Raw genomic sequence first — 25,739 nt, 5'->3', positions numbered from 1 at the left:
GATTCTATGTTTGGGGGGAACCCCCAAACATAGAATTTGGTTGGTACTCACTTTGGTTTTTCATCAAGGCAAACACCACTCTGGCCAGTTTGCGAGCCAGAATCACCAAGGCCTGGGTACCTTTGAGGCCTCGGTCCAGGTAACGCTGATAGAACGGTCTCCAGGTTGGTGAGCGGCTGGCAGCCATTGCGCTGTTGTGAAATAAGCGCCGGAACTCCGAATCGCCCCGTTTGGACAAGTAGCGTCTCTGATCTTTCTTGCCTGATTGTCTCACTCGCGGATCCATTCCCAGGAAGGCGATGAAGCCATCGCTGTCGGAAAACTCTCCGCGCATGAAAGCTGTTACCGCCGCTGTGGCCGTCAGGACGCCTATGCCTTCAACGGCTTGGCAGCGTTTTACCTGAGCGTCCATACCCGCTTCGCTAACGATGTTCTTCAGCGCCTTCTGAATGCCTTTTTCAATCTGCTCTACACAGCGCAGGTATTCACCCAGCGCCTCTTCGAGCAAGGGTTCGTCCCTCCAACTTTGCTTGATTGCCACCCGATGTCGAACAAGCTCAGCCCGGCGTCGCAGCAAGCTTTTGAGCTGCGTGTAAGCCTTGGGAGGCGGACTCCAGACCCTGAGCTTGTCGGACTCCTTGCCCAAATAACGCGCCAGCAAGACCGCGTCCAGAGCATCTGTTTTTGCCCGGACACCTATCCCATCGCGGTATTTATTAAGGCGGCTGCCATCAATGACGTAAACGTCATGACCCAGTTCATGAGCGATTTCCGTCGTGTCGAGGTGGTAGGTGTTGGTCGCTTCAAGCGCCAGTGCACAGTTGTCTGGCAATAACTTAAGCCACTTTTTCAGTGCTGATCGTTCATTGGCGACGATCAAAGTGCTCTCTTCGTCGCATCGATAGACAACGATCTCATCCTTCGCCACATCCACACCAACGACCACCTGCGAATCAAGGATTGTCATGGCCCACCCTCCGAGCTAGGGTTTAGAAACTTGTCGGGGTTCACCGTTGCGCTGGCTTGTCGCTATCGTCGGTCCGAGCCGATGCATTCCTTATCGGCGCATTAGGTGAAGGGGTGGGACGATGTCTCCCACGGTCTGTACTGGCTAGAGTCAGATGACGAGCTTTAGTCCCACCCACCCCTTCAAGTCTAAACATACAAGCGAGCCTGCTCGCGATGAACGATGACGCGGTCCAGCGCGAACTCACACCATCTCGTTAAGAATCCATTCAACCACCGACGTACGCTTCGGCACCCAGCCCAGCAACTCCCGCGCATGCTTGCCGCGAACCCGGCTGTTGGAGCCCAGGCCATAGTTGGCCATTTCATAACCCCATTCGGCTTCGGCGTCTTTCAGCGCCCAGTCTTGCGGCTTGCCCAGTTTCAACACCTCGGCCATCGCCGTGGTCATGTCGATGAACGACGCTTCGCCGCTTTCGACAAAGTAGAACGTGCCGGGGACGTTTTTGCTCAGCGCCAGCAGGTACAGGGCCACCACGTCTTCGATGTGCACGTTGGACCAGATGTTCTGGCCGGTCCCGACGTGGCGCACCACGCCACTTTTACGCGCCTGTTTCAGTAAACGCGGCAACTGCACGCTGTCGCGATGGACGCCCAGGCTGTGGCCGTAGATCAGGGTGTTGCAGATGACCGCCGAATTCACGCCGTCCCCGGCCGCCGCCAGGATCAGGTTGTCGATGGCCACCCGTGCAGCCTTGTCGACGGTCGGTTCCGGCAGGTTGTCTTCGTAGTAGATGACATCGCTGGACTTACCGCCCGACGCATCGCCGACGATGCTCGAACCGCTGGTGTGCAGGAATACCTTATTGGAACCGCGCAGGGCGTCTAGCAGGGCCTGCACCGCACCGCGATGGTCACTGCTGGCGGCGTTGATCACCGCGTCGGCGGTGCGGGCCTGATCGGCCAATAGTGCGCTGTCGTCAAGAGTGCCGATGACCGGGGTGATGCCCAGCGCTGTCAGTTCATCCGCTTGTTCGGCGCTGCGCACCAGACCGGTGACCCGATGGCCGGCGCGGATCAGGCCCGTGGCGATCGAGCCGCCGATGAAGCCGGCGGCGCCGGTGACGAATACATTCATGGAGGAACTCCCTGCGTTGATAAGTGATGCACCGAGTATCAAGCAGCGATCCCTGACGAAAAATCCCTGCTGACCCAATTCACTCTTGCGCAGGAGTCACGAATCAGTCGCTGAAATCGTCGGCTGCGTACAGCGCCAATTTGCTCTGGATGAAATCCAGGAAACATTGAATTCGCAGGGCCAGTTGCGAGTTGCGGTAATACACCGCGTTGATCGGCTGGCGATAACCACTGTTGAACTCGGCCAGCAAGACTTTCAAGCGTCCGGCGCGGATGTCGTCGATGGTCATGTAATGCGACAGGCTGGCGATGCCCTGCCCTTCCAGCGCCAGATGACGAATGGTTTCGCCGCTGGAGGCACTGAGGGAGGCCTGGATCGGCCAGCGGTCACCGTGCACGTAGCGCAGCGGCCATTGGTTGAGGCCTTCGTTCTGGGTGAATCCCAACAAGGTGTGGGCGGCGAGGTCGGCCACGGCGGTGGGCGTACCGTGCTTTTCCAGGTACGCCTGGCTGGCGACGATGTGCAGCGGACTGCAACCCAGGGAGCGGGCATGCAGGGTCGAGTCGGCCAGGGTGCCGATGCGGATGGCGATGTCGGTGCTCTGTTCGAGCAGGTCGATGATCAGATCGTTGCTGTTGAGTTCCAGTTGAATGTCCGGATAGAGCCGGCGGAACTCATCGATGTAGGGCACGATCGCGTGCAGCATGAATGGCGATGCGGCGTTGATGCGCAAACGCCCGGACGGCGTTTGCTGGCGCGAAGACAGGCGCTCTTCGAGTTCGTCCATCTGATCGAGAATCAGCTTGGCCTGTTCGAAGAAATACTTGCCCTCCTCGGTCAGGTCCATGCGCCGCGTCGTGCGGTTGATCAACGTGGTATCAAGCTTGGCCTCCAGCCGCGACAGCGTGCGGCTGACCGCCGAAGGCGTTTGCCCAACCTGTTCGGCCGCCGCAGAAATCGACCCGCACTCAATCACGCAGACGAAAATCTGCAATTCATCGGATCTGGCTTTCACGTGTGTTCCTTATCGATAGTCCTGCACAGGTCTGCTGTGTTGCCTGCTCCAGCTATCGATAGTAGCGGAGCCTCAAGCCTTCAGGCCAAACACCTCAATCAAATGCTGCTCGTAGCGCACCACATCGGCTTCGATGTTCGGGCGTTTCATCACGTCAACACAGAGGAATGTCGGCAATCCGGTCATGCCGAGGAATTCGTTGGCCTTGTGGAAAGGAAAGTACACCGCGTCCACGCCTTTGCCTTCAAAGAAGTCGGTCGGGTCGTCAAAGGCTTGCTGCGGTGCGTTCCAGGTGAGGGACAGCATGTACTGTTTGCCCTGGATCAAGCCGCCGCTGCCGTACTTCTGCGATGCGTCGGAACGGGTACGACCGTCGCTGGCATAGAGACTGCCATGGCCTTCGGTGAACACTTCATCGATGTACTTCTTCACGGTCCACGGCGCGCCCATCCACCAGCCGGGCATCTGGTAAATGATCACGTCGGCCCAGAGGAACTTGGCGACTTCTTCCGCGATGTCGTAGCCCTCGTCGATGAACGTGGTTTTGACATCCACGCCACCACGGTCCAGCACGCTCAATGCGGTTTCGTGGAGGGTGGTGTTGTAGCGGCCATCGGAGTGGGCGAATTTTTTGCCGCCATTGAGCAACAGGACTTTTTTCATGAGGGATCTCGGAAAGGGTCAGAAATGGATGGCGGCAGCGTACCGATTCGCCTCGCGTGGAATAAGCGCCTTCATCGCAAAATTCATTTGACCCACAAGCACGAATCGACGGCTGATTGTTGACTTAGACTGATGCCCATTCTGACTTGAGGAGCATTTTCGATGAGTGAACTGCAAGGCTTCATCCTGCACGCCAAGACCCGCCCGGAAAAATCCGACGCCTTCGAAGCTTTTTTCAGCGGCTATGTAGAAGCCAGTCGCGCCGAACCCGGTTGCATCGAGTACCACATGCTGCGCGACAAACAGGACCCGACCCTGTTCATCTTCTACGAGATCTGGCAGTCCCAGGCCCACCTCGACGTGCACTCTAATCTGCCGCACATGAAACAGTTCCTCGATCAACGCGACGAATACCTGGAGCGGGATTTCGAGATCCGCGCCATCGACATGATCAGCCCGTCGTCCGCTAGCCGCTGATCAACAAGTGGCCGCCGAGCACGCCGAGGCCGATGAAGAACACGCGCTTGAACAACGCGGCGCTGATCCGTTGGCGCAGCGATTGCCCCAGCCACATGCCGAGCACTGCCGGGATCAGCGCCAGCAAGGACGCGCTCAACTCGCCGCCACCGAGCGCGCCACGCCATAACAAGCCACCCGCCAGGGCGAGTGTCGATACGGTAAACGACAGGCCCAGCGCCTGTACCAGTTCATCCTTGCTCAAGCCCAGCGCTTGCAGATACGGCACCGCCGGGATCACAAACACGCCGGTGGCCGAGGTGATGACGCCCGTCAGTCCACCGCACAGTGGACCGAGCCAAGGTTCGCTGCGGGCACCTGCGCGCAAGGTCGGCAGAAACAACCCGCTCAACGCATAGAGCAACAGCGCCGCCCCCAATCCCCGCACCACCCAGTGCCCGCCAGCCATGCCGATCCAGACAGTGCCGGCCCCGGTGCCGATGAAAATCGCCAGCAGCATCGGCCAGAGTCGTTTGATCAAACCGCGCAAATGTCCGCCGAATGCCAATTGCCAGACGTTGGTCAGCGTCGCGGGAATGATCAACAGCGCAGCAGCCTGTGACGGGGCCATAGCCAGACCGAGCAAGCCCATGGCGATGGTCGGCAGACCCAGGCCGATCACACCCTTGATCGTGCCGGCCAGCAGAAAGGTCGCCATGACCAGTAATGTCAGGGTGAAACCGAGATGTTGGTAAAACGAGGCAAGTGTATTCATGGGGCCATGGTGAGCCCGCCGTGGTCGCTTGAAAATCTGCCATATACTGAGGCTGCCTCTCTTTAAACAAGAGGCTGAGGAATGAGGCCAACGAATGACGCCATCGCGAGCAGGCTCGCTCCTACATGAGACTTGCGAACGACACCAATCCCCTGTGGGAGCGGGCCTGCCCGCGATGGTCGTTAACGATAACGCGTGTTTACTGGTTAAACGCGGCGCTCTTAAGTCCATCGCGAGCAGGCTCGCTCCTACATGAGGCCTGTGAACGACACCAATCCCTTGTGGGAGTGGGTCTGCTCGCGATGGGTCCCCTTCAGACAACAGATAGCCAAAGGCTGACGATGCACTTCGACCTGACCGACCTGCGCCTGCACCTGAATATCCTCGACAGCGGCAACATCACCGCCGGTGCCGCGCGCAGTCACTTGTCGCTGGCAGCGGCGAGCGCACGAATCCGTGCCATGGAAGCATCAATCGGCGTTGATTTTCTCGAGCGTGGCCGGCGTGGCGTCACTCCCACGCCGGCGGGAAAAGCGCTGGCGCAGCACGCCCGGCTCTTGCTGCAACACGCTGAACGCATGCAGCAGGACCTCGCCGAATACGCCAATGGCGTCAAAGGTCAGGTGCGGCTGTTGTGCAACACCACGGCGCTCACCGAGTACCTGCCGGAACTGCTCGCGGACTTTCTGCGCGAACATCCCAACCTGGACATCGACCTGCAGGAACTGCCCAGCGCCCGCATCACCCATGCCTTGCGTCAGGGCGCGGCCGACCTCGGTATCGTCTCTGACGCCGTGGACACCGACAACCTGCAGACCCTGCCGTTTCGTGACGATCCACTGGGGTTGATCGTGCCCCGTCATCACCCTCTGGCCGACACTCGGTCGATCGCCTTCAGCGATACACTGCACCACGATTACGTTGGATTGAACGCCAACAGCGCGTTGGCGGTGTACCTCGAAGAGCAAGCGCTGCACGTCGGCGCGCGCTTGCAGATCCGCATCCGCGCGGATGGTTTCGATGGCGTGATGCGCATGGTCGCTCGCGGCGCGGGACTGGCGATTGTGCCGTTGGCGGCGGTCGAACGCTGGCCGGGGGAAGCCCCTTTCAACTGCATCGCCCTGCAGGAACCCTGGGCCCGACGCACGCTCCAGCTCTGCGCCAGGGATTTCGCGACACTGCCCGGTTATGCCAAGGCCTTGCTGCATGCCTTGACTCTCCCCTGAGGGGCAGACTTTACCCTTGGGGCTTTCAACTTCAAGGACAGCGGCAATGGGCAAACGAATGCTGGTGATTCTGGGTCATCCGTCGAGCAACAGTTTTTGCGCCGCCATCGCCGAGCGCTACACGCAATCGGCGCTGCAGGCCGGGCATGAGGTGCGCCAATTGCTTCTCGGGAAAATGGACTTCGATCCCATCCTGCGCGAAGGCTATCAACAGGTTCAACCACTGGAAGCGGACTTGCGCCAGGCGCAGGCAGACATCTTGTGGGCCGAGCATCTGACGCTGGTCTATCCGATCTGGTGGGGCGGGATTCCAGCCTTGCTCAAGGGCTTTTTCGATCGCGTTTTGCTGCCCGGTTTCGCCTTCAAGTACCGCGAAGGCAAGGCCTTTCCCGACAAACTGCTGCACGGTCGCAGCGCCCATTTGCTGGTAACCATGGATACGCCACCCTGGTACTACCGCTGGATCTATCGCATGCCGGGGCTGCACGAGGTCCGCAAGACCACACTGGAGTTTTGCGGTATCAAGCCCACCAAAACCCTCACGTTCGGGCCGATTCTCGGGGCCAGCGCAGCGCAACGGCAGACCTGGCTCGAACAGGTGCATGCTATCGCCGCTCATTGAATGTCCCGGATAATGCGCAGGGCCTGCGGGCGCATTGTTCGGGACATTTAAAAAGGGACTTTCATGTACATAGGTCAAGCCGCGCGACTCTCGGGAAGCACCGTCAAAAGCATCCGCCACTATGAAGCCATCGGCTTGTTGCCCCCCGCGCAACGCCATGGAAAGTACCGCACTTACTCGCAGCAACACGTCGAGTTGCTGATGTTCATCAAGTGTGCCCAACAGCTGGGCTTCAGGCTCAAGGAAATGCAGGCGATGTTCGAACAGCACCGGGGCGAGGCCTTTCCATGGGCACTTGCGCGAGTCGCCATCGCCGACAAAAAACGCGAGCTGATGGACAACATCGACGCCCTCCAACAACGCCACCGGGCGCTGGAGGACTTAGAGGCGAGCTTGCAGAATGCTCAGGAACAGTGCCGGCTCGACAGTCTTTGATAACCATCGGCCGGCATCAGGGCTTCGAAAGACTTACGCGGACGGACGCTGCCCGCTGCGTTTCTGGATACCTCGATGTCGAGCACAGACAACTGATGCACCACCAAGCGCTATAGGGTGCGACTTCAGTTCTCCCTAACGCTCGGAGTCATCATGTCCGCACCGATTACTGTTCTTCGCGACACTCACCCGCTGCCGGTGCTCGACGCCTGCAAATGGGAAAAACTCGAAGGCGATCCGCATACCGTCAACCTCAACGCCTACACCAGCGAAGACGGCAGCAAGATCATGGGCACCTGGATCTGCACGCCGGGCAAGTGGTATGTGGAATACGTGAAGTGGGAGTACTGCCACTTCCAGGAAGGCTACTGCATCATCACCCCGGAAGGCATGGCGCCGATCCACCTGCGCGCCGGTGACATTTTCGTCATCGAGCCAGGCATGAAAGGCACGTGGGAAGTGGTGGAGACCGTGCGCAAGTATTTCGTGTTTGCCTGATACAAAAAAACCGGGAGATCACCCGACGTGATCTCCCGGTAAATGTCGATAGGTCCATGCTGCCCCTGCTCGCGATGTCGGACTCACATTCAACATTTTCGTCGACTGTCACACCGCTATCGCGAGCAGGCTCGCTCCCACAGGTTTTCCGAGCGATTATTGCGGTTTGCGATAACTGTTGATGATCGCCGAGAAGTCGTTCCCGCCTTCCCCACGCAAACTCATCGCCTGATACAACTGCTGGGCCACCGCGCCGAGCACCACCGGTTGGTGCGCCTGACGCGCCGCTTCGGTGGCCAGCCCCAGATCCTTGAGCATCAGTTCGGCACCGAAACCGCCGGTATAGCCGCGTGACGCAGGCGCCGTTTCGACGATGCCCGGCCACGGGTTGTACATCTCCGAACTCCAGCAACGCCCGGTGGAGCTGTTGATGATGCCCGCCAGCACCTTGGTGTCGATGCCCAGGGCATCGCCCAGGGCCATGGCTTCGCTGACGCCGACCATGGATATCCCCAGCAGCAGGTTGTTGCAGATTTTAGCGATTTGCCCGGTGCCGACCTCACCGCAATGGACGATGTTGCGGCCCATTTGTGCGAGTACCGGTTGCAGGGTGGCGAACAGTTCCGCGGTGGCGCCGACCATGAAGGTCAACGTCCCGGCGGCTGCGCCACCCGTGCCGCCGGACACCGGGGCATCGGCCATGGCCACGCCTTGCTTGGCAGCAGCGGCAGCCACGTCACGCGCGGTCTGCGGGTCGATGGTGCTGCAATCCACAGCCGGTACGCCTTTGCCGATACCGGCCAGAACGCCGTCTTCACCCAGCCAGACACTGCGCACATGCACGGCCGCCGGCAGCATGGTGATCACCAGCTCGGCACCCTCCGCCGCTTCCCGCGCCGAGGCACTGATGCTGCCGCCCAACTGCTCGAGTTCCGCCAGCACGGCTTTGTTCAGGTCGACCAGGCGCAGGGCATGGCCGGCCTTGATCAGGTTGCGCGCCATCGGCGCGCCCATGTTGCCCAGACCGATAAAAGCGATTTTCATGTCCGGCTCCTTAACGCAAGTTGATGGTGGTGTTCACACCGTCGTTGACGCTGTCGTCATCGAACCAGCGACTGGTGACCGTCTTGGTCTGAGTGTAGAACTGCACCACTTGCTTGCCGTACGGGCCGAGGTCGCCGAGTTTGGAACCACGGGAACCGGTGAAGCTGAAGAACGGCACCGGCACGGGGATCGGGATGTTGATACCGACCTGGCCGACGTCGATTTCGCTCTGGAACTTGCGCGCCGCCGCACCGCTCTGGGTGAACAGGCCGGTGCCGTTGCCAAACGGGTTGGCGTTGACCAGGGCGATAGCCTCGTCGAGGGTATTGACCTCCAGCACCACCAGCACCGGGCCGAAGATTTCCTGGGTGTAGATCTGCATGTCGGTGGTCACGCCGGAGAACAGCGTCGGGCCGACAAAGTTGCCCTGCTCGAAACCGGGAACCGTGATGTCGCGACCGTCCAGCTCCAGTTTCGCGCCTTCCTTGATGCCGCTTTCGATCAGGTCGAGAATCCGCGCCTTGGCCTTTTTCGAGATCACCGGCCCTACGTCGGTGCCCGGCTCACTGCCCGCGTTGACCTTGAGCTTTTGCGCCAGCGCCTTGAGGTCAGGCAGCCACTGCTTGGCCGCACCCACCAGCACCACCACCGACGTGGCCATGCAACGCTGCCCGGCTGCACCGAAGCCGGCGCCCACCAGCGCATTCAGCGCTTGTTCGCGATTGGCATCCGGCAGCACCACGGCGTGGTTCTTGGCGCCCATCATCGATTGCACGCGTTTGCCGTGCTTGCCGGCCAGGTCGTAGACGTGAGTGCCGACCGCAGTCGAGCCGACGAACGAAACCGCCTTGATGTCCTTATGGGTGCAGAGCGCATCCACCACGTCCTTGCCACCGTGCACGACGTTGAGCACGCCCGCCGGAACGCCGGCTTCGATTGCCAATTCCACCAGCAGCATGGTCGACAGGGGGTCCTGCTCGGACGGCTTGAGTACGAAGGTGTTGCCGCAGGCGATGGCCATCGGGAACATCCACAGCGGAATCATCGCCGGGAAGTTGAACGGGGTGATGCCGGCGCAGACGCCGATCGGTTGACGCAGGGTGTAGGTGTCGACGCCACCGGCGACGTTTTCAGCGAACTCGCCCATTTGCAGGGTGCCAATGGAGCACGCGTGTTCGACCACTTCCAGGCCACGGAAAATGTCGCCCTCGGCGTCGGCAATGGTTTTGCCTTGCTCGTTGCTGAGCACGACGGCGATGCGTTTGGAATGTTCGCGAATCAACGCCTGCAGCTTGAGCATGATGCGCATCCGCGCGCCGATCGGTGTCAGCTTCCAGGTCTGGAAGGCGCGATGGGCGGCGCTGATCGCGGCGTCGACTTCTTCGGCGGTGGCAAACGGCACCTTGGCCAGCACCTGTTGGGTCGCCGGGTTGATGATGTCGTGCCATTCAGTGGTCTTGGATTCGACCCACTCGCCATCGATCAACAACTTGACCTTGTGCAGCGTGGTTTCGTTAGGCGTAAGCGAAGCGTTCATGTGGGTCTCCGGATGTTTGTTTTTATCGTGGGAGCCAAGGCGAAAAAGTCGCCTTGCGATGAGGCGTGTGTCGCGAATTGGTTGTGGGACTGTTTTTGGAGTATAGATGTGCAAACTTCTAATAAGAACGCACATAAAAGCCGGTCCATCATGCAAAAAAACATCACGTCCTTAGGCTCCCTGAACTGGGATGACCTCAAGTTTTTCCTCGAAGTCGCCCGAACCCGCAAGGCCAGTACCGCGGCCAAACGCCTGGCCGTCGACTACACCACCGTGTCGCGGCGCATCAGTTCGCTGGAAGCGTCATTGGGGACGTTGCTGTTCGAGAAGTCCCGGACCAGCGGCTTCGTCCTGACCGCCGAAGGCCAGCGATTGCTGGGGTACGCCGAGTCGATCGAAAGCACGTTGCACATGGCCTGCGAGCAGGTGTCGGGCTCCGGGGTGGCGTTGTCCGGGCATGTGCGCATGGGCTGTACCGAAGGGTTCGGCAGTTTTTTCATCACGCCTCAGCTTAGCCATTTCGTCGACGCCTACCCGGCCATTTCGGTGGACATCCTGCCGCTGCCGCACTTCATCAGCCTGTCCAAACGCGAGGCGGACATCGTTATCGCCCTGGAGCGCCCGGAACACGGGCCCTACGTGTGCTGCAAACTGACGGATTATCGCCTGCAGCTGTATGCGACCCAGGAATACCTGGACAAACACCCGCCGATCCGCCGCCCGGCCGACCTCAGTGAGCATTCATTCATCAGCTATGTCGACGACCTGGCGTTCAGTTCGGAGCTGCTGTACCTGGCCAACGTGTTGCCCGGCGCCAGTGCCAATCTGCGCAGCACCAGCGTGATCGCGCAATTCGTGGCAGCGCAGCAGGGCCGGTCACTGGCGATCCTGCCGTGCTTCCTCGCCGCTCAGGACCCACGCCTGCTGCCGGTGCTGCCGGAAGAAATCAACATCACCCGGCAGTTCTGGATGTACTGCCGCGAAGACCTGCGCAAGCTCAAGCGGATCACCCTGTTGTGGGATTACATCCGTTCGGTCACTGAGCAAAATCAGCGGCTGTTGATGGGGGAAAGTCGGGAGATGTTGTTCGCCGATTAGTTGGCGCTCACCACGATGGAGACGCGGCGGTTTTCCGCGCGGCCGTCCGCCGTGTCGTTGGAGGCCACGGGCTGGCGGCTGCCAAGCCCACGCAGTTGGATGTTGTCCTGTTTCATACCGGTGGTGGCCAGCACCGTGGCGACGCTTTTGGCCCGGCGCAAGGCAAGCTGTTCGTTATAGGCTTCTTTGCCGGAAGCATCAGTATGACCATCGACTCTGACGCGCTCGATCCCGACACCCAGTAACGATTTGCCAATGCGCTCGACGATCGTGGTGCTCTGCGGGTTGAGGCTGTCGATATCACTGCCAAACAGCACTTTGCCGGACAGGCCGAACGCCCAGCCTTCATCGGTCAGTTTGAAACCTTCCTGCTTGAGCACGGCAATCTGCGCCGGAGTCAGACCTTTTTGCGGTACCGACTGGCAACCCGTCAGGGTCAGGATCGCCATTACCAGGGTGATCGTGAACAGTCGCCGGGAACGCTGAATGAGTGAGAACACGGGAAATTAGCTCCTGATTTGAACATCGGCGACAGGGTGCTCCGCCCCTGCCGTGTGTTGAGCGCCACGGGCAAGGCGCTTGGCTTGATACATCGCCGTGTCGGCCGCGTTGAGTAACGCGACCGGTGTAGCGCCATGATCGGGGTAAACGGCAATGCCGATGCTGAGTGAGGTCAGCACTTGATGATCGCCCGGCAACGGGATGGGGACTTCCATGCTGGCCAGGATTTTGTCGGCAATGCGCTCGGCGTCTTCGATCTTGTGCAGCGGTGTCAGCAGCACGGCAAACTCATCACCGCCCAAGCGTGCCACCAGATCCTCTTCCCGCAGTTGCATCCGCACCCGATTGGCCACGGCGACCAATACGGCGTCCCCTGCGGCATGACCGAAGTTGTCGTTGATTTCCTTGAACCGGTCGCTGTCGAGAAACAACACCGCCGCCCGCTCGTTGAGTTTGTTGGCGTTGCGCAATGCCCGTATCAACCGCCCCTCAAAAAACGCCCGGTTCGGCAACCCCGTGAGGCTGTCGTGACTGGCCTGGTGGGCCAGGGTTTCGTTTTCGCTTTGCAGGTGGGTTTGCCAGGATTCCAGCTCATCGAGCAAGGCATTGAAGTCGTTGCCCAGGTTGTCGAGTTCGGCAATGGAAGCGGCGGGGACACGTTGGTCGAAAGCACGCTCGCTGCGCACGGCATGAGCCACCGAGGCCAGATTGCGAAGTGGGCCAATGATCCCGCGAAGCTGTCGGCGTGCCAGAGAGAGCGCGACCCAGGTGCTGATCGCCGAACACAACACAATACCCATCAGGCCGCTGAGCAAAAAGCGCATCAGGTTGCCGCCATGGCCGGTCAGCAAAATGCGCCCGATCTCCCGATCTTGATGGATGATCGGCAAGTTGATGGGTTCTTCCAGAAAGACCTTGGCCATCTGCATTTCGAGTCTGGAAAACAACCCGGTTTCCGGCCGCTGCCAGCGCGCCAGCAATTGACCACGTGCGTCCAGCACCTGGGCGTCGGCCACTTCTTCGGTGGATGCAATCAGCGCCAGCGCCTCGGTGGCGGCAGCTTTGTCGTTGAACACGACGGCGGCTTCCACGGTGTAATTGATCGAACGTGCGATCAGGTGCAGGTTGTGGTCGGCGTAGACGCGCAAGGCCAGTACGCCAAGCAGGGTCAACGAAACACTGGCCATCGCCACACCCACCAGCGCGACAATCAAATGACCGCGGCCGAGGACGGAACGCAACGCCGGGCGACTGCCCGGTTTGAATAGACTCATGGCGCCGCCGGTTTGCGGCGGGACAGTTGCAGCACGCTTGGGTGAATGCGTACGCCGCTACGGGCAACGGAATCGAGGTTGACTTCAAACGACACCTGATCGTCGCTGACCCGCAGGCAAAACAGACTGCCCACGGTGCATTGATCGTCGCTTTCGCTGATGCTCAGCACGGGGCGGCCGGTCAGCGAGGCGAACAGCCGTCCGCGCTCTTCCTGGGTCAATTTGCCGATGTAGACCGCATCGCATTCACTGGCAATCGACGGATTGTCAGCCAGCAGCCGCTGCACCGTCACGGGCCTGCCGGTCGCCAGGGTCGTGCCTTTGACCAGATCGTCGGTGTATTCGGTGGGGCCGACAATGCACAGACGAAGTTGCGCAGGCTCAATCGGCCAACGGGCATAGCTAAGAATCCCGAGCACCACTTGCGTGACCGATTTGGCACGCTGGTCGGCCATGCCCGCCGGTGCTTGAGACTGAGCGAAAACCACGCCAGACAACACAAAGAGAAGACCGGCAAGCAGCGCTTGTTTGCAGCCAACCACACGCCCCGTCGTCCTGACAGCCACCTTCATGCAGGGATTCTCTTCGAACGTAACAAATTGATGCCGCAACGATAGCACAGCGTTTAGACACCAGCGAGACTGTGCACGATCGTACTTCGAGCCGTTTGCGCAGCCTCGCGACGCCTCGCTCAGCCTATCGTTTCGACTTCTTCCTTGAGCGCCAGCATCAACCCGCTCAAGCGTTTGACCTTGCGCCTCACGGCCTCCTCAAACACCCCTGCACGCGGCTCGATCAGTGTGAACCAGTCCTTGGCCCGGGTAATCCCGGTGTAGATCAACTCTTTGGTCAACACCGGGTTCAGGGCATCGGGCAGAATCAACGCGGTGTGGGAAAATTCCGAGCCCTGGGATTTATGCACGGTCATGGCGTACACGGTTTCAACGTCGTTGAGTCGACTGGGCAGGACAAAACGCACGCCGCCCTGCCCGTCGTTGCGCGGGAATGCCACGCGAAGCACCTGCTTGCCAGCGTCAGGCCCGTCACGCTCGGGAAGTTTCAGCGCAATACCGATGTCGCCGTTCATCAGGCCCAGGCCGTAGTCGTTGCGGGTCATCAGCACCGGGCGCCCCTCGTACCACTGCTGGTCGCTGTCGATCAGACGGGCCTTGAGTAACGCGTCGGTCACTCGCCGGTTCAAGCCCTCGACGCCCCATGGCCCCTTGCGCACCGCGCACAACAACTGAAAAGCGTCGAAGGCTTTCAGCACTTCCCGCGCCCACTCCATCCAGCACGCATCATCGAGCGGATTGTCGAGGGCTGGCCGTTGGTTGCGCAGCAGGCTCAGGTAATGCCGGTAACCTTGTGGTCCTTCGCCATGACCTTCGAGCAACAGGCGCTCCAGCGCCCGGTCCTGTTCATTCTTGAGGGACAGGGAAAACACATCGTCATGGCTTCGTGCCGCCAGCAATCTACGGGCTTCATCCGGTTGCTGTTGATTGACCCAACGGGCGAGTTGACCGATTCCACTGCCTTCGCCAAACCGCCGCGAGTGACGCAGCATCACCACTTGCTGGGCCAGTGGATGCGTGCCTTGAGTGTCTTCCTGCAAGCCACTGGCCGCCAGGCTTTCGCCACTGACCGCTTCCAGCCACTGACGTGTTTGCGGGCTGTACCAACCCGCCTCGGCATCGCGGCACAAATCGCCCAGCACGGCACCGGCCTCGACCGAGGCCAGCTGATCCTTGTCGCCCAGCAACACCAGGCGAGCATGGGCTGGCAGCGCGTCGAGCAGGCTGGCCATCATTTCCAGGTCGATCATCGAGGCTTCGTCCACCACCAACACGTCCAATGGCAAGCGATTGCCCGCGTGGTGGCGAAAATGTCGCGTACCGGGACGGCTGCCGAGCAGACGGTGAACGGTGGTGACATCCGAAGGGATTTTCTGGCGTATGGCGTCGGTGACTTTCAGCGTTCTGACTTGCTGACTGATGGATTCGGTCAGGCGCGCCGCCGCTTTGCCGGTCGGCGCCGCGAGACGAATGCGCAGCGGTTTGCCCGCCTCTACCGCTGGCGCCTGAAGCAACGCCAGCAAGCGCACGACAGTGGTCGTCTTGCCGGTTCCCGGTCCGCCGGTGACGATACTGAAGGCGCCTCGGGTAGCGAGGGCGCAGGCCAGTTTCTGCCAGTCGATCACGTCCCCCGGTTTGGCCACACCGAACAGTCCGCTGAGGCGCTCGGACAAGTCGCCGGGGGTTGCTTCGTGTTCGGCCAGGCGTTGACGCAGCGCGTTGTCGATACGGCGCTCGTAAGCCCAGTAACGGCGCAGGTACAGACGCTTGCCGGACAACACCAGTGGACGGCTATGCACCGCCTCACACCCGTCGGCCGCCAACGCGACCAGACTGCTGGAGGCCAGCACCTTGCACCAATGGGCGCCGTCCAGCGCGACCAGCAACTGCGATGGCAACACCATCGCGCCACTGTGCAGATCACCCTCCGGTGGCAGCGACAGGGCGAAGTCCGGCTCCTTCAATGTCTCGAACAAGTCGAGGCAAACATGGCCGTGGCCCAACTGGTGACTGGTCAATGCCGCGGCCAGCAGCACCAATGGATCATCGTCCGGCGCCAGTTCATGAAGAAAGGCCACGAAGGCTTTGTCCAGTGCACGCAACCAGCCACGTTCGACCCAGCGGGTGAGCAGCAACAGCAAGTCGTCAGCACGGCTCAGGGGGGCAAGCTCGGCGAGGCTCTCGGCGGCCAATGAAGTGGGCAACAGGTCAGCGAAGGTGCGGCTCATAGCAATACTCCCTGTTCCCAGGCGGGTTCGGCCTTGGGTTCTGGCTTACCTTGAAACAGCCGGTCCATTCGTTCGATCAGCTCTTTTGGAGGGCGGGCGAAGTACACGCCCTGGCTGGAGGCACGCGTGCCGCGCAAGAACAGGTACAACGCGCCACCGACATGCCGGTCGTAGTCGTAATCGGCCAGTCGGGCCTTGAGTTGCCGATGCAGCGCCAGGAGGTACAGCACGTATTGCAGGTCATAGCGGTTGTCGAGGATCGACTGCTCCATGGCCTGCCCGGTGTACGCCGCGTCGTCGACGCCAAGCCAGTTGGATTTGTAGTCAGCGACGTAGTAACGGCCGTCGTGCTCGAAGGTCAGGTCGATAAAGCCCTTGAACATGCCATTGAGCAACACGGGTTCGGCGGCTACCCGCGCCACGCCGTTGTGCGTGTATTGGCACACCAGCGCGTCGAGCTTGAGCACGTCGACTTTGTGACTGGCGAACCAGAATTCCATTTCGACCTGGTACTGGGTCAGTTGCTCGAAAACCACCGGCGGGTGCCCTGTACCGACCGGCAACGGCGATTTGAGCAAGTGCTGCAGCCAATCGCTCAACGTGGTGATCCAGCCTTCCCAGCCACGGCGATTGCAGCGACGGGCGATCGCATCTTCCACGGCCTGAGGGCTGGCGGAAAAACCTTCGCCGCCCGCCCATTCGAGCAATCCATGAAGAAAGGTGCCCGGATTCGGACCGCGAGGGAATCGATGGATATCGGCGCCCCCGGCGACCATTTCATGGGGCGCTTGTGGATCGAGTCGTTCGTCGTCAAAGAGTTTCTGCGCCTGCGGACTCTCCGGCGCTTCAACGCTGCCGACACTCAGGATGTCGCTGATTCGCAACGCGCTGTAGGAAGCGATCCACCAGTTTTCGCTGGCCTTGCGCTTCGGCATCAACGGGGCCAGCAACGCTGCTTCGTTCTGCGGTGGGTGGTAATGCTCGGCGCTGGCTTCGGGCATTTCGCCGTAAGCCAGCGCGGCACAGTCCTGTTGCAGGTCTTCCAGCCAACGCTTCAGCCCCGCCGACTCAGCCAATGCAGCGCCGCCGCCCAACAGATAACCCAGCGCCGAAAGGTGCAGCACCGAGCTGTTGTTATTGCCGCGCTTGAGGTCTGTCACGCCCAGCCAGCAGGCATGCTGCGCCCGGGTCAGGGCGACATAGAGCAAGCGCAAATCTTCGGCCAGACGTTCATCATCGGCCAGGGCAATCAACTCGGCGGTCGGACTCAAGGTCACCTGGGCCTTGCCCGTGGCGTCGTGGTAATGCAACGGCAGTCGGCTGCCATCCACCGGTTTCGCCGAACAAATGAACGGCAGGAACACCAAGGGATATTCCAGCCCCTTGGATTTGTGGATGGTCACGACCTTGACCAGTTGCTCATCGCTTTCCAGACGCAGGATCTGCTCTTCGCCGGCCTGGCCGGACAATGCCAGATGCTCGGACAGATGTCGGATCAGGGCCTGCTCGCCATCCAGTTCGGCCGCCGCCTGCTGCAACAACTCGCAGAGGTGCAACAGGTTGGTCAGCACTCGCTCGCCATCGCTGCGTGCCATCAACGCCTGGGGCAGCTGGAAGTCATGCAGCAAGCGTCGCAACATGGGCAACACGCCCTGCTTGCGCCAGACCTCGCGATAATTGCGGAATTGCATGACCCGCGATTCCCAGGCCAGTTCGTCCTGATTCAGCCGCTCCAGTTCCGCCAGCGACAGATTCAGCGTGATACAAGCCAATGCAGCCCGCAGAGGGCGTTCGACATCCGGCTCGGCACAGGCCTTGAGCCAGGCCAGCACATCGTGAGCTTCTTGAGCGGCGAACACCGAGTCCTTGTCCGACAAATAAACGCTGCGTACGCCACGGGCCGAGAGTTCTGCACGCACAGCCTGCGCTTCCTTGCCATCACGGACCAGGATCGCAATGTCCGCGGGTAACAGCCCTCTGAAGTCCTTGCCATCCTGAGTGAAACCCGCACGCCCCTGTTGCCCGCCATTGAGCAGCCCGGTGATCTCGCTGGCGCAGGCGGCCGCCAGTTGTTGCCGGTAAATCGCACCGGACAACGGTTGCTCGGCGGACAAGTGCCAGATGTTCAGGGCCGGTACGACCTGACCATCGACGCACAGGACTTCTTTGCGGCCCTGGGAGTCAACCGGCAGGAACGGCACCGGGTTGTCGCCGTTCGTTTCGCGGAACAGGAACGCACCACGCCCGGACTCACGGGATTCCGCACGCTCGAAGACATGGTTCACGGCACCGACCATGCCATGACTGGAACGGAAATTGGTGCCCAGGGTGTGCAGTCGGCCAGCGGTGGCCTGACGCGCTCGAAGGTAGGTATAGATGTCGGCACCGCGGAAGGCGTAAATCGCCTGTTTCGGGTCGCCGATCAGAAACAGGCCGTTTTCGGGGTTGTTGTCTTCGATGCGGTAGATGCTCTCGAAGATCCGGTACTGCACCGGGTCGGTGTCCTGGAACTCATCGATCAGCGCTACCGGAAACTGCTCGCGGATCAAGGCGGCCAAGCGCTCGCCGCCATCGGATTGCAACGCCGCATCAAGACGCAGCAACATGTCGTCAAAGCCCATTTCCGCACGGCGACGCTTCTCTTCTTCGAAGCGTGCACCGACCCAATGGGCGGCGTGTTGCAGCACGGCGGCATCGGGCGTCGGCAATTGATCAAGCGCGGTTTTCAGGCCGGGCATTGCGTCCAGGCCAGGATGACTGGGCACGTCGCCCTTCTTCCAGGCCTCGGCCATACCCTCGGGCGTCAGGCGCGTGAAACCGGTGCCGATGTCCAGTTGCTCAAGGGATTCATCCTCGGCCCAGGCTTTGAGTTTCTCGAACCAGGGCTCGAAGTAACGCGCCTGCATCTTGCGACCGTCGACATTTTTGCTGGCGACACCCTCGTGGCAGATGGCGAGCAACTCGTCCGCCCACTGACGCCAGGGCCTCTTGAGTTCGAGCAAGGCCGCCCGTCGTTCCTGCAGACACTCGCTGATCAGCTCGACAGGTTCCTTACCTTCAACACTGTCTCGCTCACTGGCGAACAGTCCGCGAACGCGCGGTAACAGTGCGGCCGGACCGCCCCAATTGTTACGCACCCAGTTCAGGGTATCGCCTTGCATCGGGTAGCAGAACAGTCGCCAGTAATCGCGCAAGACCTCGCCGAGCAAATCGCTGTGATCGGTTTCCAGGGTCTGGGTAAACAGGCTGCCACTGTCAAACGCGTGTTCACGCAACATCCGCTGGCACCAGCTGTGGATAGTCGAAACGGCGGCTTCGTCCATCCACTGGGCGGCGATGTCCAGGCGGTTCGCGCAACCGGGCCACTGTTCGGGCGGGTACTCGTTACGCAGGTCTGCAATCAGCCCATCGGGTGCCGATGTTTCATCACGGAAATACCGGGCGGCTTCTGCCAGCCGTGTGCGAATACGTTCGCGCAGTTCTTTGGTGGCAGCATCGGTGAAGGTTACGACAAGGATTTGCGGAGGCAACAGCTCGCGCCCGAAACCACTCGGTTCACCGCCATGGCCAAGGACCAGGCGCAAATACAATGCGGAAATAGTGAAGGTCTTGCCGGTCCCGGCACTGGCTTCGATCAGTTGACTGCCGCGCAGCGGGAATGCCAGGGCAAGAGGCGTCTTGCTGGTCATGGGCGCGCCTCCTCGCTGGACAGCGAGCGCCAAGGCGCCTCGAGTAGTGGCCGATACAACGCGCTGCACCAATCGACGAACGTCTCATCGGCGGTCAGTGCATCGTAATCAGCGAATTGACGGGCCAGTGCCACGCTTTCCCTTCGCTCCCCGTCAGTGTTCACGCCATCACCTTCATACGCTTTGCGAGCGGCCGCTTCGGCTTTGACCGGCTCGGTTTGACCCAACCAGGCGAACGCAGTCTTGACGGCAATCGGCAGCGGCTGGCGCATGCCCGATTGCCAGGCCAGCAACAGGTCCCCCAGAATTCGTGATGCAGACGCCTGCTCCATCGGATCAAGCACCAGGCTGTCGTCACTGGCCACCAATGCAGTCGTCATCGCCATGCCGCTGGCGCAAGCGACCAGATGATTGACCCAGGGTCGCGTCAGGCGATGCCATTTGCGCGACTTGATCGAACCGATGCTGTTGGGGATGGTTGTGACCGAGAGCAAACCACCGTCCGCTCGTTGGTGCAGACCGCTGAGCCAACCCTCGACAGACAGACCATGCAACTCCAGATTGACCGGCAGGGCACTGGTCAGCGGCGTCGGCCATAAGGCCAGGAGCTGATGGTAGCGTTGCAGCAGATCGGGTAACGGCTCTATCAACTCTCGCTGAAGGCATTCGCCAAATCCTGCCATCGGCAGCAGCCCACTGTTTTGCAGGCGCCGGGCCTGCGCCTCCAATGCCTGATCGACTTCGCCCGGTTGCGTCAGTGCGGCGTCGAGCAAACTGTCGCTGAGGCTATAGCGTTGCAGTGCATCGAGCACAAAGGGCTCTTCATCCGCCAAAGGCACTTCGGCAGCTTCGAAAAACACCTTCAAGCGCTGGCTGAAGAAATGCCGCACAGGGTGACGCAGGAAATCCTGCAGTTGACCCAGACCCAGCGGCTCTTCCGGAACGTGGGCTTCCAGTATTTCGATCTCAACCGCGTATTCGGCTGCGTGATGAAGCACCTGCCATTCATTGGCGTAGCTAAACAGTGCATCGCCTTCATGGAAGTAACGCGCGCTGAAAGGCTGCAAAGGGTGTTCCTGGGTGAGGGCCTCGAGCAGCGCCTCGTTGGCGTCGGTCAATCGCCAGCCGCTGGCCAGGTGGTCGCGGAGCTGGCCGATCAGCACCGACGCCGGGCGTTCGCTGTTATCGCGGATACTACGGCCGACCCAACTGATGTAGAGCTGGTCACGGGCCGACAACAGCGCTTCCAGCAGCAAGTAACGGTCATCTTCGCGTCGTGATCGATCACCGGGGCGGTAGTCACTGCCCATGAGGTCGAAATCCAATGGAGGCTGTGCACGCGGGTAGTCACCGTCATTCATCCCCAGCAGACAGACCAGTTTGAAGGGAATGGCTCGCATGGGCATCAAGGTGCAGAAGTTAACGGCTCCGGCCAGAAAACGCTGAGACAAGCGTCCCTGATCGAGACCGGCCAGCCAGGCCTCACGGACGACGGTCAGGGGCAGTTCATCCTGCAAGCCTACCGATTCACAATTCTCGAGCCAGGTTTCGCGCAACGCTTCCAGTTGGGTCAGCAAATAGTCGTCATGCTCGTTACTGGCCTGGAAGAACAATGACATCAACGCCTGTAATCGCACGCTCCATTGCTGGGGCGATGCCGGCTGCGTAAGTTCGTGGTGGGCGATCTCCAGCGCATCGAGCAACGCCACCAGCGGGCCAATGAGCGCGGCATCCAGCCCGCCGATCTCGTCGTAGGGTTCGATACCGTCGCAAGCGCTCCCACTGCCCACGGCATAACCCAGCAACATCCGGCGCAGACCAAAACGCCAACTGTTTTGCTCCAGCGCTTGCGGCAGTCCCAATCCTGCCCGCTGCTCGGCATTCATGCCCCAGCGAATACCCGCGCCTTCAATCCAGCGGTGAAGGGTGGGCAGATCACGCTCCTCGACGCCGAAGCGAGCGCGCAATGCCGGGACATCCAACAGATCGAGAATTTCGCTGACAGGGAAACGGCTGTCCGGCAGCTTGAGTAGATGTTCGACGGCGATCAGCAACGGGTCGCGGCCACGCTGGCCTTGGTCAGCGAGCGTGAAGGGAATGAAACGCGGATCATGACGATCAAGCTGCCCGAACACTGCTCGTATATGCGGGGCATAACTGTCGATATCCGGGACCATGACGATCACATCCCGTGGACGCAAATCTGCATCGGCGCTGAAACGTGCGAGCAATTGATCGTGAAGGATTTCGACTTCACGTTGAGCGCTGTGCGCGATGTGAAAACGGATCGACTGATCTGTCTCCAGATCTACAGCCGGCCAACGTTCGCGAGTCTCGTTCAGGGGACGCAGCTCAAGGATATCGTCCTGCAACTGATTGAGCATGTTCAGGGGCTGGCTGTCACTGAACAGGTCGATGCGGCCGTCGCGAAACGCAGAGCGATAGCTGTTGGGATCATCGTAGCTATCGAGCAGGTTGATATAGTCCCGCCCCTGCTTGCCCCATGCGGCCAGCAACGGATGGGCATGCTGATGAAGGGTTTGCGGGTCGAGCACAACCGGCATCCCGCTCTTGCGAGCCTGGCGTTTGTATTGATGCCGCAACAGGTCCTTATCGGCGACGATGTCCGCCCAATGGTGGCGACTCGGGTTATGCACGCACAGCAGCACCTGGCTGAAACGAGCCAGTCCGGCCAAAGCTTCCAGGGCCTGTGCGGGCAGAGACGAAATGCCGAAAACGATGACTCGGGAAGGCAGCCCGACAGGGGCAACGTCGAGACGGTTGATCCGCTCGATGAACCGCTGGTGTACACCGGCGCGGCTTTGCGCCATGCCCTCTTCGCCGACATCCAGCAGCAGTGCGCGCCACAATTCCGCTTGCCAGCAATTGGCCGGGGTCAGCGGTTTGGCTTCACCTCTGCCGTTGCGTAATTGATGCCGGCCTTCAGCCCAGTCTTCGAGCCAATCGGCCCGGTACACCTGGTACTGGTCGAACAAATCCGCCAGCCGCTCAGCCAATTGATAGCGTTTGCGCAGATCGGTGTCATGGGTCAGGAAGCGCTGAAGGGGCTCGAAATGCGGTTGATTGATCAGTTGCGGCAGCAGACGCATCAGGCGCCAGGTCAAGGGAGCCTTATCGAGCAGGGAAGTGACCGGAATTTCGTCACGGCCAAGGACCATGCGATACAGCTGCCACATGAAGCTGCCCGGTAACTGTACGTCGATGGCAGCGGCGATACCGCAGCCGCCCATGTCATCTTCTTCAGAGTCTTCAGCCAGTGCCAACTTGAGCCACTGGGCAATGCCATTACTCTGCACAAGTGCAATTTCATTTTCCAAGGGCGCCAGCGGGTAACGCCGCATCCAGCTCACCACCAGGCTGCGTAACTCGTCGAGGCGGTTGCCGTGAACCACCATAAAACCAGCACTGAGGGACGTTGCATCCGGCATAAAGGCTTCCTTGGAAAGCTCAAAATCGAGGGACGACTTTAGCATTGAAGGCGACTTGCTTCATTGTAGGAGCGAGCTCGCTCGCGAAGAACTTCAGGGCTGCGGGTGACCTCAGACAGTAACGTCATCGTTGACGACCATCGCGAGCAGGCTCGCGCCTGCAGCCGGAAAAAACAAAACCCCTACCTGCATACGCAGATAGGGGTTTCGGAATTTAATCTTGACGATGACCTACTCTCACATGGGGAAACCCCACACTACCATCGGCGATGCATCGTTTCACTGCTGAGTTCGGGATGGGATCAGGTGGTTCCAATGCTCTATGGTCGTCAAGAAATTCGGGTACCGAACCGTCTTTCGACGCTTCAGCAAATTGGGTATGCGATAGTTTGTGCGGCTTTTGTGAATCGTTGCGAACTTTCGGTTCATTGCGTCTTCACACACCGCAATCTGGTGCCTTTTCAGGTCAGCAAATTGCTTGGGTGTTATATGGTCAAGCCTCACGGGCAATTAGTATTGGTTAGCTCAACGCCTCACAGCGCTTACACACCCAACCTATCAACGTCGTAGTCTTCGACGGCCCTTCAGGGGACTCAAGGTCCCAGTGAGATCTCATCTTGAGGCTAGTTTCCCGCTTAGATGCTTTCAGCGGTTATCTATTCCGAACATAGCTACCCGGCAATGCCACTGGCGTGACAACCGGAACACCAGAGGTTCGTCCACTCCGGTCCTCTCGTACTAGGAGCAGCCCCTCTCAAATCTCAAACGTCCACGGCAGATAGGGACCGAACTGTCTCACGACGTTCTAAACCCAGCTCGCGTACCACTTTAAATGGCGAACAGCCATACCCTTGGGACCGGCTTCAGCCCCAGGATGTGATGAGCCGACATCGAGGTGCCAAACACCGCCGTCGATATGAACTCTTGGGCGGTATCAGCCTGTTATCCCCGGAGTACCTTTTATCCGTTGAGCGATGGCCCTTCCATACAGAACCACCGGATCACTAAGACCTACTTTCGTACCTGCTCGACGTGTCTGTCTCGCAGTCAAGCGCGCTTTTGCCTTTATACTCTACGACCGATTTCCGACCGGTCTGAGCGCACCTTCGTACTCCTCCGTTACTCTTTAGGAGGAGACCGCCCCAGTCAAACTACCCACCATACACTGTCCTCGATCCGGATAACGGACCTGAGTTAGAACCTCAAAGTTGCCAGGGTGGTATTTCAAGGATGGCTCCACGCGAACTGGCGTCCACGCTTCAAAGCCTCCCACCTATCCTACACAAGCAAATTCAAAGTCCAGTGCAAAGCTATAGTAAAGGTTCACGGGGTCTTTCCGTCTAGCCGCGGATACACTGCATCTTCACAGCGATTTCAATTTCACTGAGTCTCGGGTGGAGACAGCGCCGCCATCGTTACGCCATTCGTGCAGGTCGGAACTTACCCGACAAGGAATTTCGCTACCTTAGGACCGTTATAGTTACGGCCGCCGTTTACCGGGGCTTCGATCAAGAGCTTCGCGTTAGCTAACCCCATCAATTAACCTTCCGGCACCGGGCAGGCGTCACACCCTATACGTCCACTTTCGTGTTTGCAGAGTGCTGTGTTTTTAATAAACAGTCGCAGCGGCCTGGTATCTTCGACCGGCGTGGGCTTACGCAGCAAGTGCTTCACCCTCACCGGCGCACCTTCTCCCGAAGTTACGGTGCCATTTTGCCTAGTTCCTTCACCCGAGTTCTCTCAAGCGCCTTGGTATTCTCTACCCAACCACCTGTGTCGGTTTGGGGTACGGTTCCTGGTTACCTGAAGCTTAGAAGCTTTTCTTGGAAGCATGGCATCAACCACTTCGTGTTCTAAAAGAACACTCGTCATCAGCTCTCGGCCTTAGAATCCCGGATTTACCTAAGATTCCAGCCTACCACCTTAAACTTGGACAACCAACGCCAAGCTGGCCTAGCCTTCTCCGTCCCTCCATCGCAATAACCAGAAGTACAGGAATATTAACCTGTTTTCCATCGACTACGCTTTTCAGCCTCGCCTTAGGGACCGACTAACCCTGCGTCGATTAACGTTGCGCAGGAAACCTTGGTCTTTCGGCGTGGGTGTTTTTCACACCCATTGTCGTTACTCATGTCAGCATTCGCACTTCTGATACCTCCAGCAAGCTTCTCAACTCACCTTCACAGGCTTACAGAACGCTCCTCTACCGCATCACCTAAGTGATACCCGTAGCTTCGGTGTATGGTTTGAGCCCCGTTACATCTTCCGCGCAGGCCGACTCGACTAGTGAGCTATTACGCTTTCTTTAAAGGGTGGCTGCTTCTAAGCCAACCTCCTAGCTGTCTAAGCCTTCCCACATCGTTTCCCACTTAACCATAACTTTGGGACCTTAGCTGACGGTCTGGGTTGTTTCCCTTTTCACGACGGACGTTAGCACCCGCCGTGTGTCTCCCATGCTCGGCACTTGTAGGTATTCGGAGTTTGCATCGGTTTGGTAAGTCGGGATGACCCCCTAGCCGAAACAGTGCTCTACCCCCTACAGTGATACATGAG

At 59.7% G+C, this 25,739-nt stretch carries 19 protein-coding genes and 2 rRNA genes (1 of these 21 cut by a window edge); 6 read left to right on the top strand and 15 right to left on the bottom strand.

Translation table 11 applies throughout. The features are described from left to right. Window positions 1-4: 4 nt before the first annotated feature. The 4 genes from BLV61_RS19945 to mdaB all read right to left on the bottom strand — a co-directional run bounded on the left by BLV61_RS19945 (window position 5) and on the right by mdaB (window position 3,782). Entirely contained in the window at window positions 5-967 is a 963-nt protein-coding gene (locus BLV61_RS19945) for an IS110 family transposase (protein ID WP_090462387.1), read from the bottom strand. 243 nt (window positions 968-1,210) lie between these two features. Then, window positions 1,211-2,104, bottom strand: coding sequence for an NAD-dependent epimerase/dehydratase family protein (locus tag BLV61_RS19940; protein ID WP_090467054.1), 894 nt, complete (start codon window positions 2,102-2,104; stop codon window positions 1,211-1,213). Window positions 2,105-2,207: 103 nt separating this feature from the next. Beyond that, entirely contained in the window at window positions 2,208-3,119 is a 912-nt protein-coding gene (locus tag BLV61_RS19935) for a LysR family transcriptional regulator (RefSeq protein WP_090467052.1), read from the bottom strand. 72 nt (window positions 3,120-3,191) lie between these two features. Then, a complete protein-coding gene (gene mdaB, locus BLV61_RS19930; RefSeq protein WP_047537199.1) occupies window positions 3,192-3,782 on the bottom strand; it encodes an NADPH:quinone oxidoreductase MdaB in 591 nt (196 codons plus the stop codon). A 162-nt stretch (window positions 3,783-3,944) separates the two neighbouring features. On the opposite strand from mdaB, the gene BLV61_RS19925 reads away from it, so the two are divergent. Further along, window positions 3,945-4,259, top strand: a complete 315-nt coding sequence (locus BLV61_RS19925; RefSeq protein ID WP_047537197.1) for a putative quinol monooxygenase — start codon at window positions 3,945-3,947, stop codon at window positions 4,257-4,259. Here the strand turns inward: BLV61_RS19925 and BLV61_RS19920 are convergent. Next, window positions 4,249-5,013 (bottom strand): sulfite exporter TauE/SafE family protein, encoded by a 765-nt coding sequence (locus BLV61_RS19920; RefSeq protein ID WP_047537194.1) that lies wholly within the window; start codon window positions 5,011-5,013, stop codon window positions 4,249-4,251. The two genes, BLV61_RS19925 and BLV61_RS19920, sit on opposite strands and share 11 nt — an antisense overlap. A gap of 341 nt (window positions 5,014-5,354) precedes the next feature. On the opposite strand from BLV61_RS19920, the gene BLV61_RS19915 reads away from it, so the two are divergent. The 4 genes from BLV61_RS19915 (at window position 5,355) to BLV61_RS19900 (ending at window position 7,794) form a co-directional block, all read left to right on the top strand. Beyond that, window positions 5,355-6,239 (top strand): LysR substrate-binding domain-containing protein, encoded by an 885-nt coding sequence (locus BLV61_RS19915; RefSeq protein ID WP_090467050.1) that lies wholly within the window; start codon window positions 5,355-5,357, stop codon window positions 6,237-6,239. Between the two features lie 46 nt (window positions 6,240-6,285). After that, window positions 6,286-6,861 carry an NAD(P)H-dependent oxidoreductase gene (locus tag BLV61_RS19910; RefSeq protein WP_090467048.1) on the top strand — a complete coding sequence of 192 codons (576 nt, stop codon included), beginning with the start codon at window positions 6,286-6,288 and terminating at the stop codon, window positions 6,859-6,861. 63 nt (window positions 6,862-6,924) lie between these two features. Beyond that, on the top strand, window positions 6,925-7,296 hold the full coding sequence (locus BLV61_RS19905) for a MerR family transcriptional regulator (RefSeq protein WP_090467046.1): 372 nt from the start codon (window positions 6,925-6,927) through the stop codon (window positions 7,294-7,296). 153 nt (window positions 7,297-7,449) lie between these two features. Continuing rightward, window positions 7,450-7,794 carry a cupin domain-containing protein gene (locus BLV61_RS19900; protein ID WP_030128140.1) on the top strand — a complete coding sequence of 115 codons (345 nt, stop codon included), beginning with the start codon at window positions 7,450-7,452 and terminating at the stop codon, window positions 7,792-7,794. Between the two features lie 156 nt (window positions 7,795-7,950). Here the strand turns inward: BLV61_RS19900 and mmsB are convergent, their stop codons facing one another. After that, the gene (gene mmsB, locus BLV61_RS19895; protein WP_090467043.1) at window positions 7,951-8,838 is read right to left on the bottom strand and encodes a 3-hydroxyisobutyrate dehydrogenase; all 888 of its coding nucleotides are present in this window, start codon (window positions 8,836-8,838) and stop codon (window positions 7,951-7,953) included. Window positions 8,839-8,848: 10 nt separating this feature from the next. Next, on the bottom strand, window positions 8,849-10,375 hold the full coding sequence (locus tag BLV61_RS19890; RefSeq protein ID WP_047537177.1) for a CoA-acylating methylmalonate-semialdehyde dehydrogenase: 1,527 nt from the start codon (window positions 10,373-10,375) through the stop codon (window positions 8,849-8,851). 150 nt (window positions 10,376-10,525) lie between these two features. Between BLV61_RS19890 and BLV61_RS19885 the strand changes: the two genes are divergently transcribed. Next, the gene (locus BLV61_RS19885) at window positions 10,526-11,473 is read left to right on the top strand and encodes a LysR family transcriptional regulator (protein ID WP_047537174.1); all 948 of its coding nucleotides are present in this window, start codon (window positions 10,526-10,528) and stop codon (window positions 11,471-11,473) included. Here the strand turns inward: BLV61_RS19885 and yfiB are convergent. The 8 genes from yfiB to BLV61_RS19845 all read right to left on the bottom strand — a co-directional run. Continuing rightward, window positions 11,470-11,973, bottom strand: coding sequence for an outer membrane lipoprotein YfiB (gene yfiB / locus BLV61_RS19880; protein WP_208604211.1), 504 nt, complete (start codon window positions 11,971-11,973; stop codon window positions 11,470-11,472). The genes BLV61_RS19885 and yfiB overlap by 4 nt on opposite strands. A 6-nt stretch (window positions 11,974-11,979) precedes the next feature. Further along, entirely contained in the window at window positions 11,980-13,248 is a 1,269-nt protein-coding gene (dgcN, locus tag BLV61_RS19875) for a diguanylate cyclase DgcN/YfiN (RefSeq protein ID WP_047537168.1), read from the bottom strand. After that, window positions 13,245-13,820 (bottom strand): regulatory sequestration protein YfiR, encoded by a 576-nt coding sequence (gene yfiR / locus BLV61_RS19870; RefSeq protein WP_090467040.1) that lies wholly within the window; start codon window positions 13,818-13,820, stop codon window positions 13,245-13,247. The genes dgcN and yfiR overlap by 4 nt, the downstream gene beginning before the upstream one ends. A 119-nt stretch (window positions 13,821-13,939) precedes the next feature. Further along, window positions 13,940-16,048, bottom strand: a complete 2,109-nt coding sequence (gene recD / locus BLV61_RS19865) for an exodeoxyribonuclease V subunit alpha (protein ID WP_090467037.1) — start codon at window positions 16,046-16,048, stop codon at window positions 13,940-13,942. Further along, complete coding sequence (gene recB / locus BLV61_RS19860) at window positions 16,045-19,737, bottom strand: exodeoxyribonuclease V subunit beta (RefSeq protein ID WP_090467035.1); 3,693 nt, start codon at window positions 19,735-19,737, stop codon at window positions 16,045-16,047. The genes recD and recB overlap by 4 nt, the downstream gene beginning before the upstream one ends. Beyond that, a complete protein-coding gene (gene recC / locus BLV61_RS19855) occupies window positions 19,734-23,186 on the bottom strand; it encodes an exodeoxyribonuclease V subunit gamma (RefSeq protein WP_090467033.1) in 3,453 nt (1,150 codons plus the stop codon). Before recC ends, recB begins: the two co-directional genes overlap by 4 nt. Window positions 23,187-23,404: 218 nt before the next feature. Continuing rightward, a 5S ribosomal RNA gene (gene rrf / locus BLV61_RS19850) occupies window positions 23,405-23,520 on the bottom strand. 155 nt (window positions 23,521-23,675) lie between these two features. Further along, window positions 23,676-25,739 (bottom strand): 23S ribosomal RNA (locus BLV61_RS19845) (it continues 828 nt past the right edge of the window).

Source organism: Pseudomonas mohnii, from assembly GCF_900105115.1.
GTDB lineage: Bacteria > Pseudomonadota > Gammaproteobacteria > Pseudomonadales > Pseudomonadaceae > Aquipseudomonas > Aquipseudomonas mohnii.
This window is presented reverse-complemented; position numbering and strand designations above follow the sequence as displayed.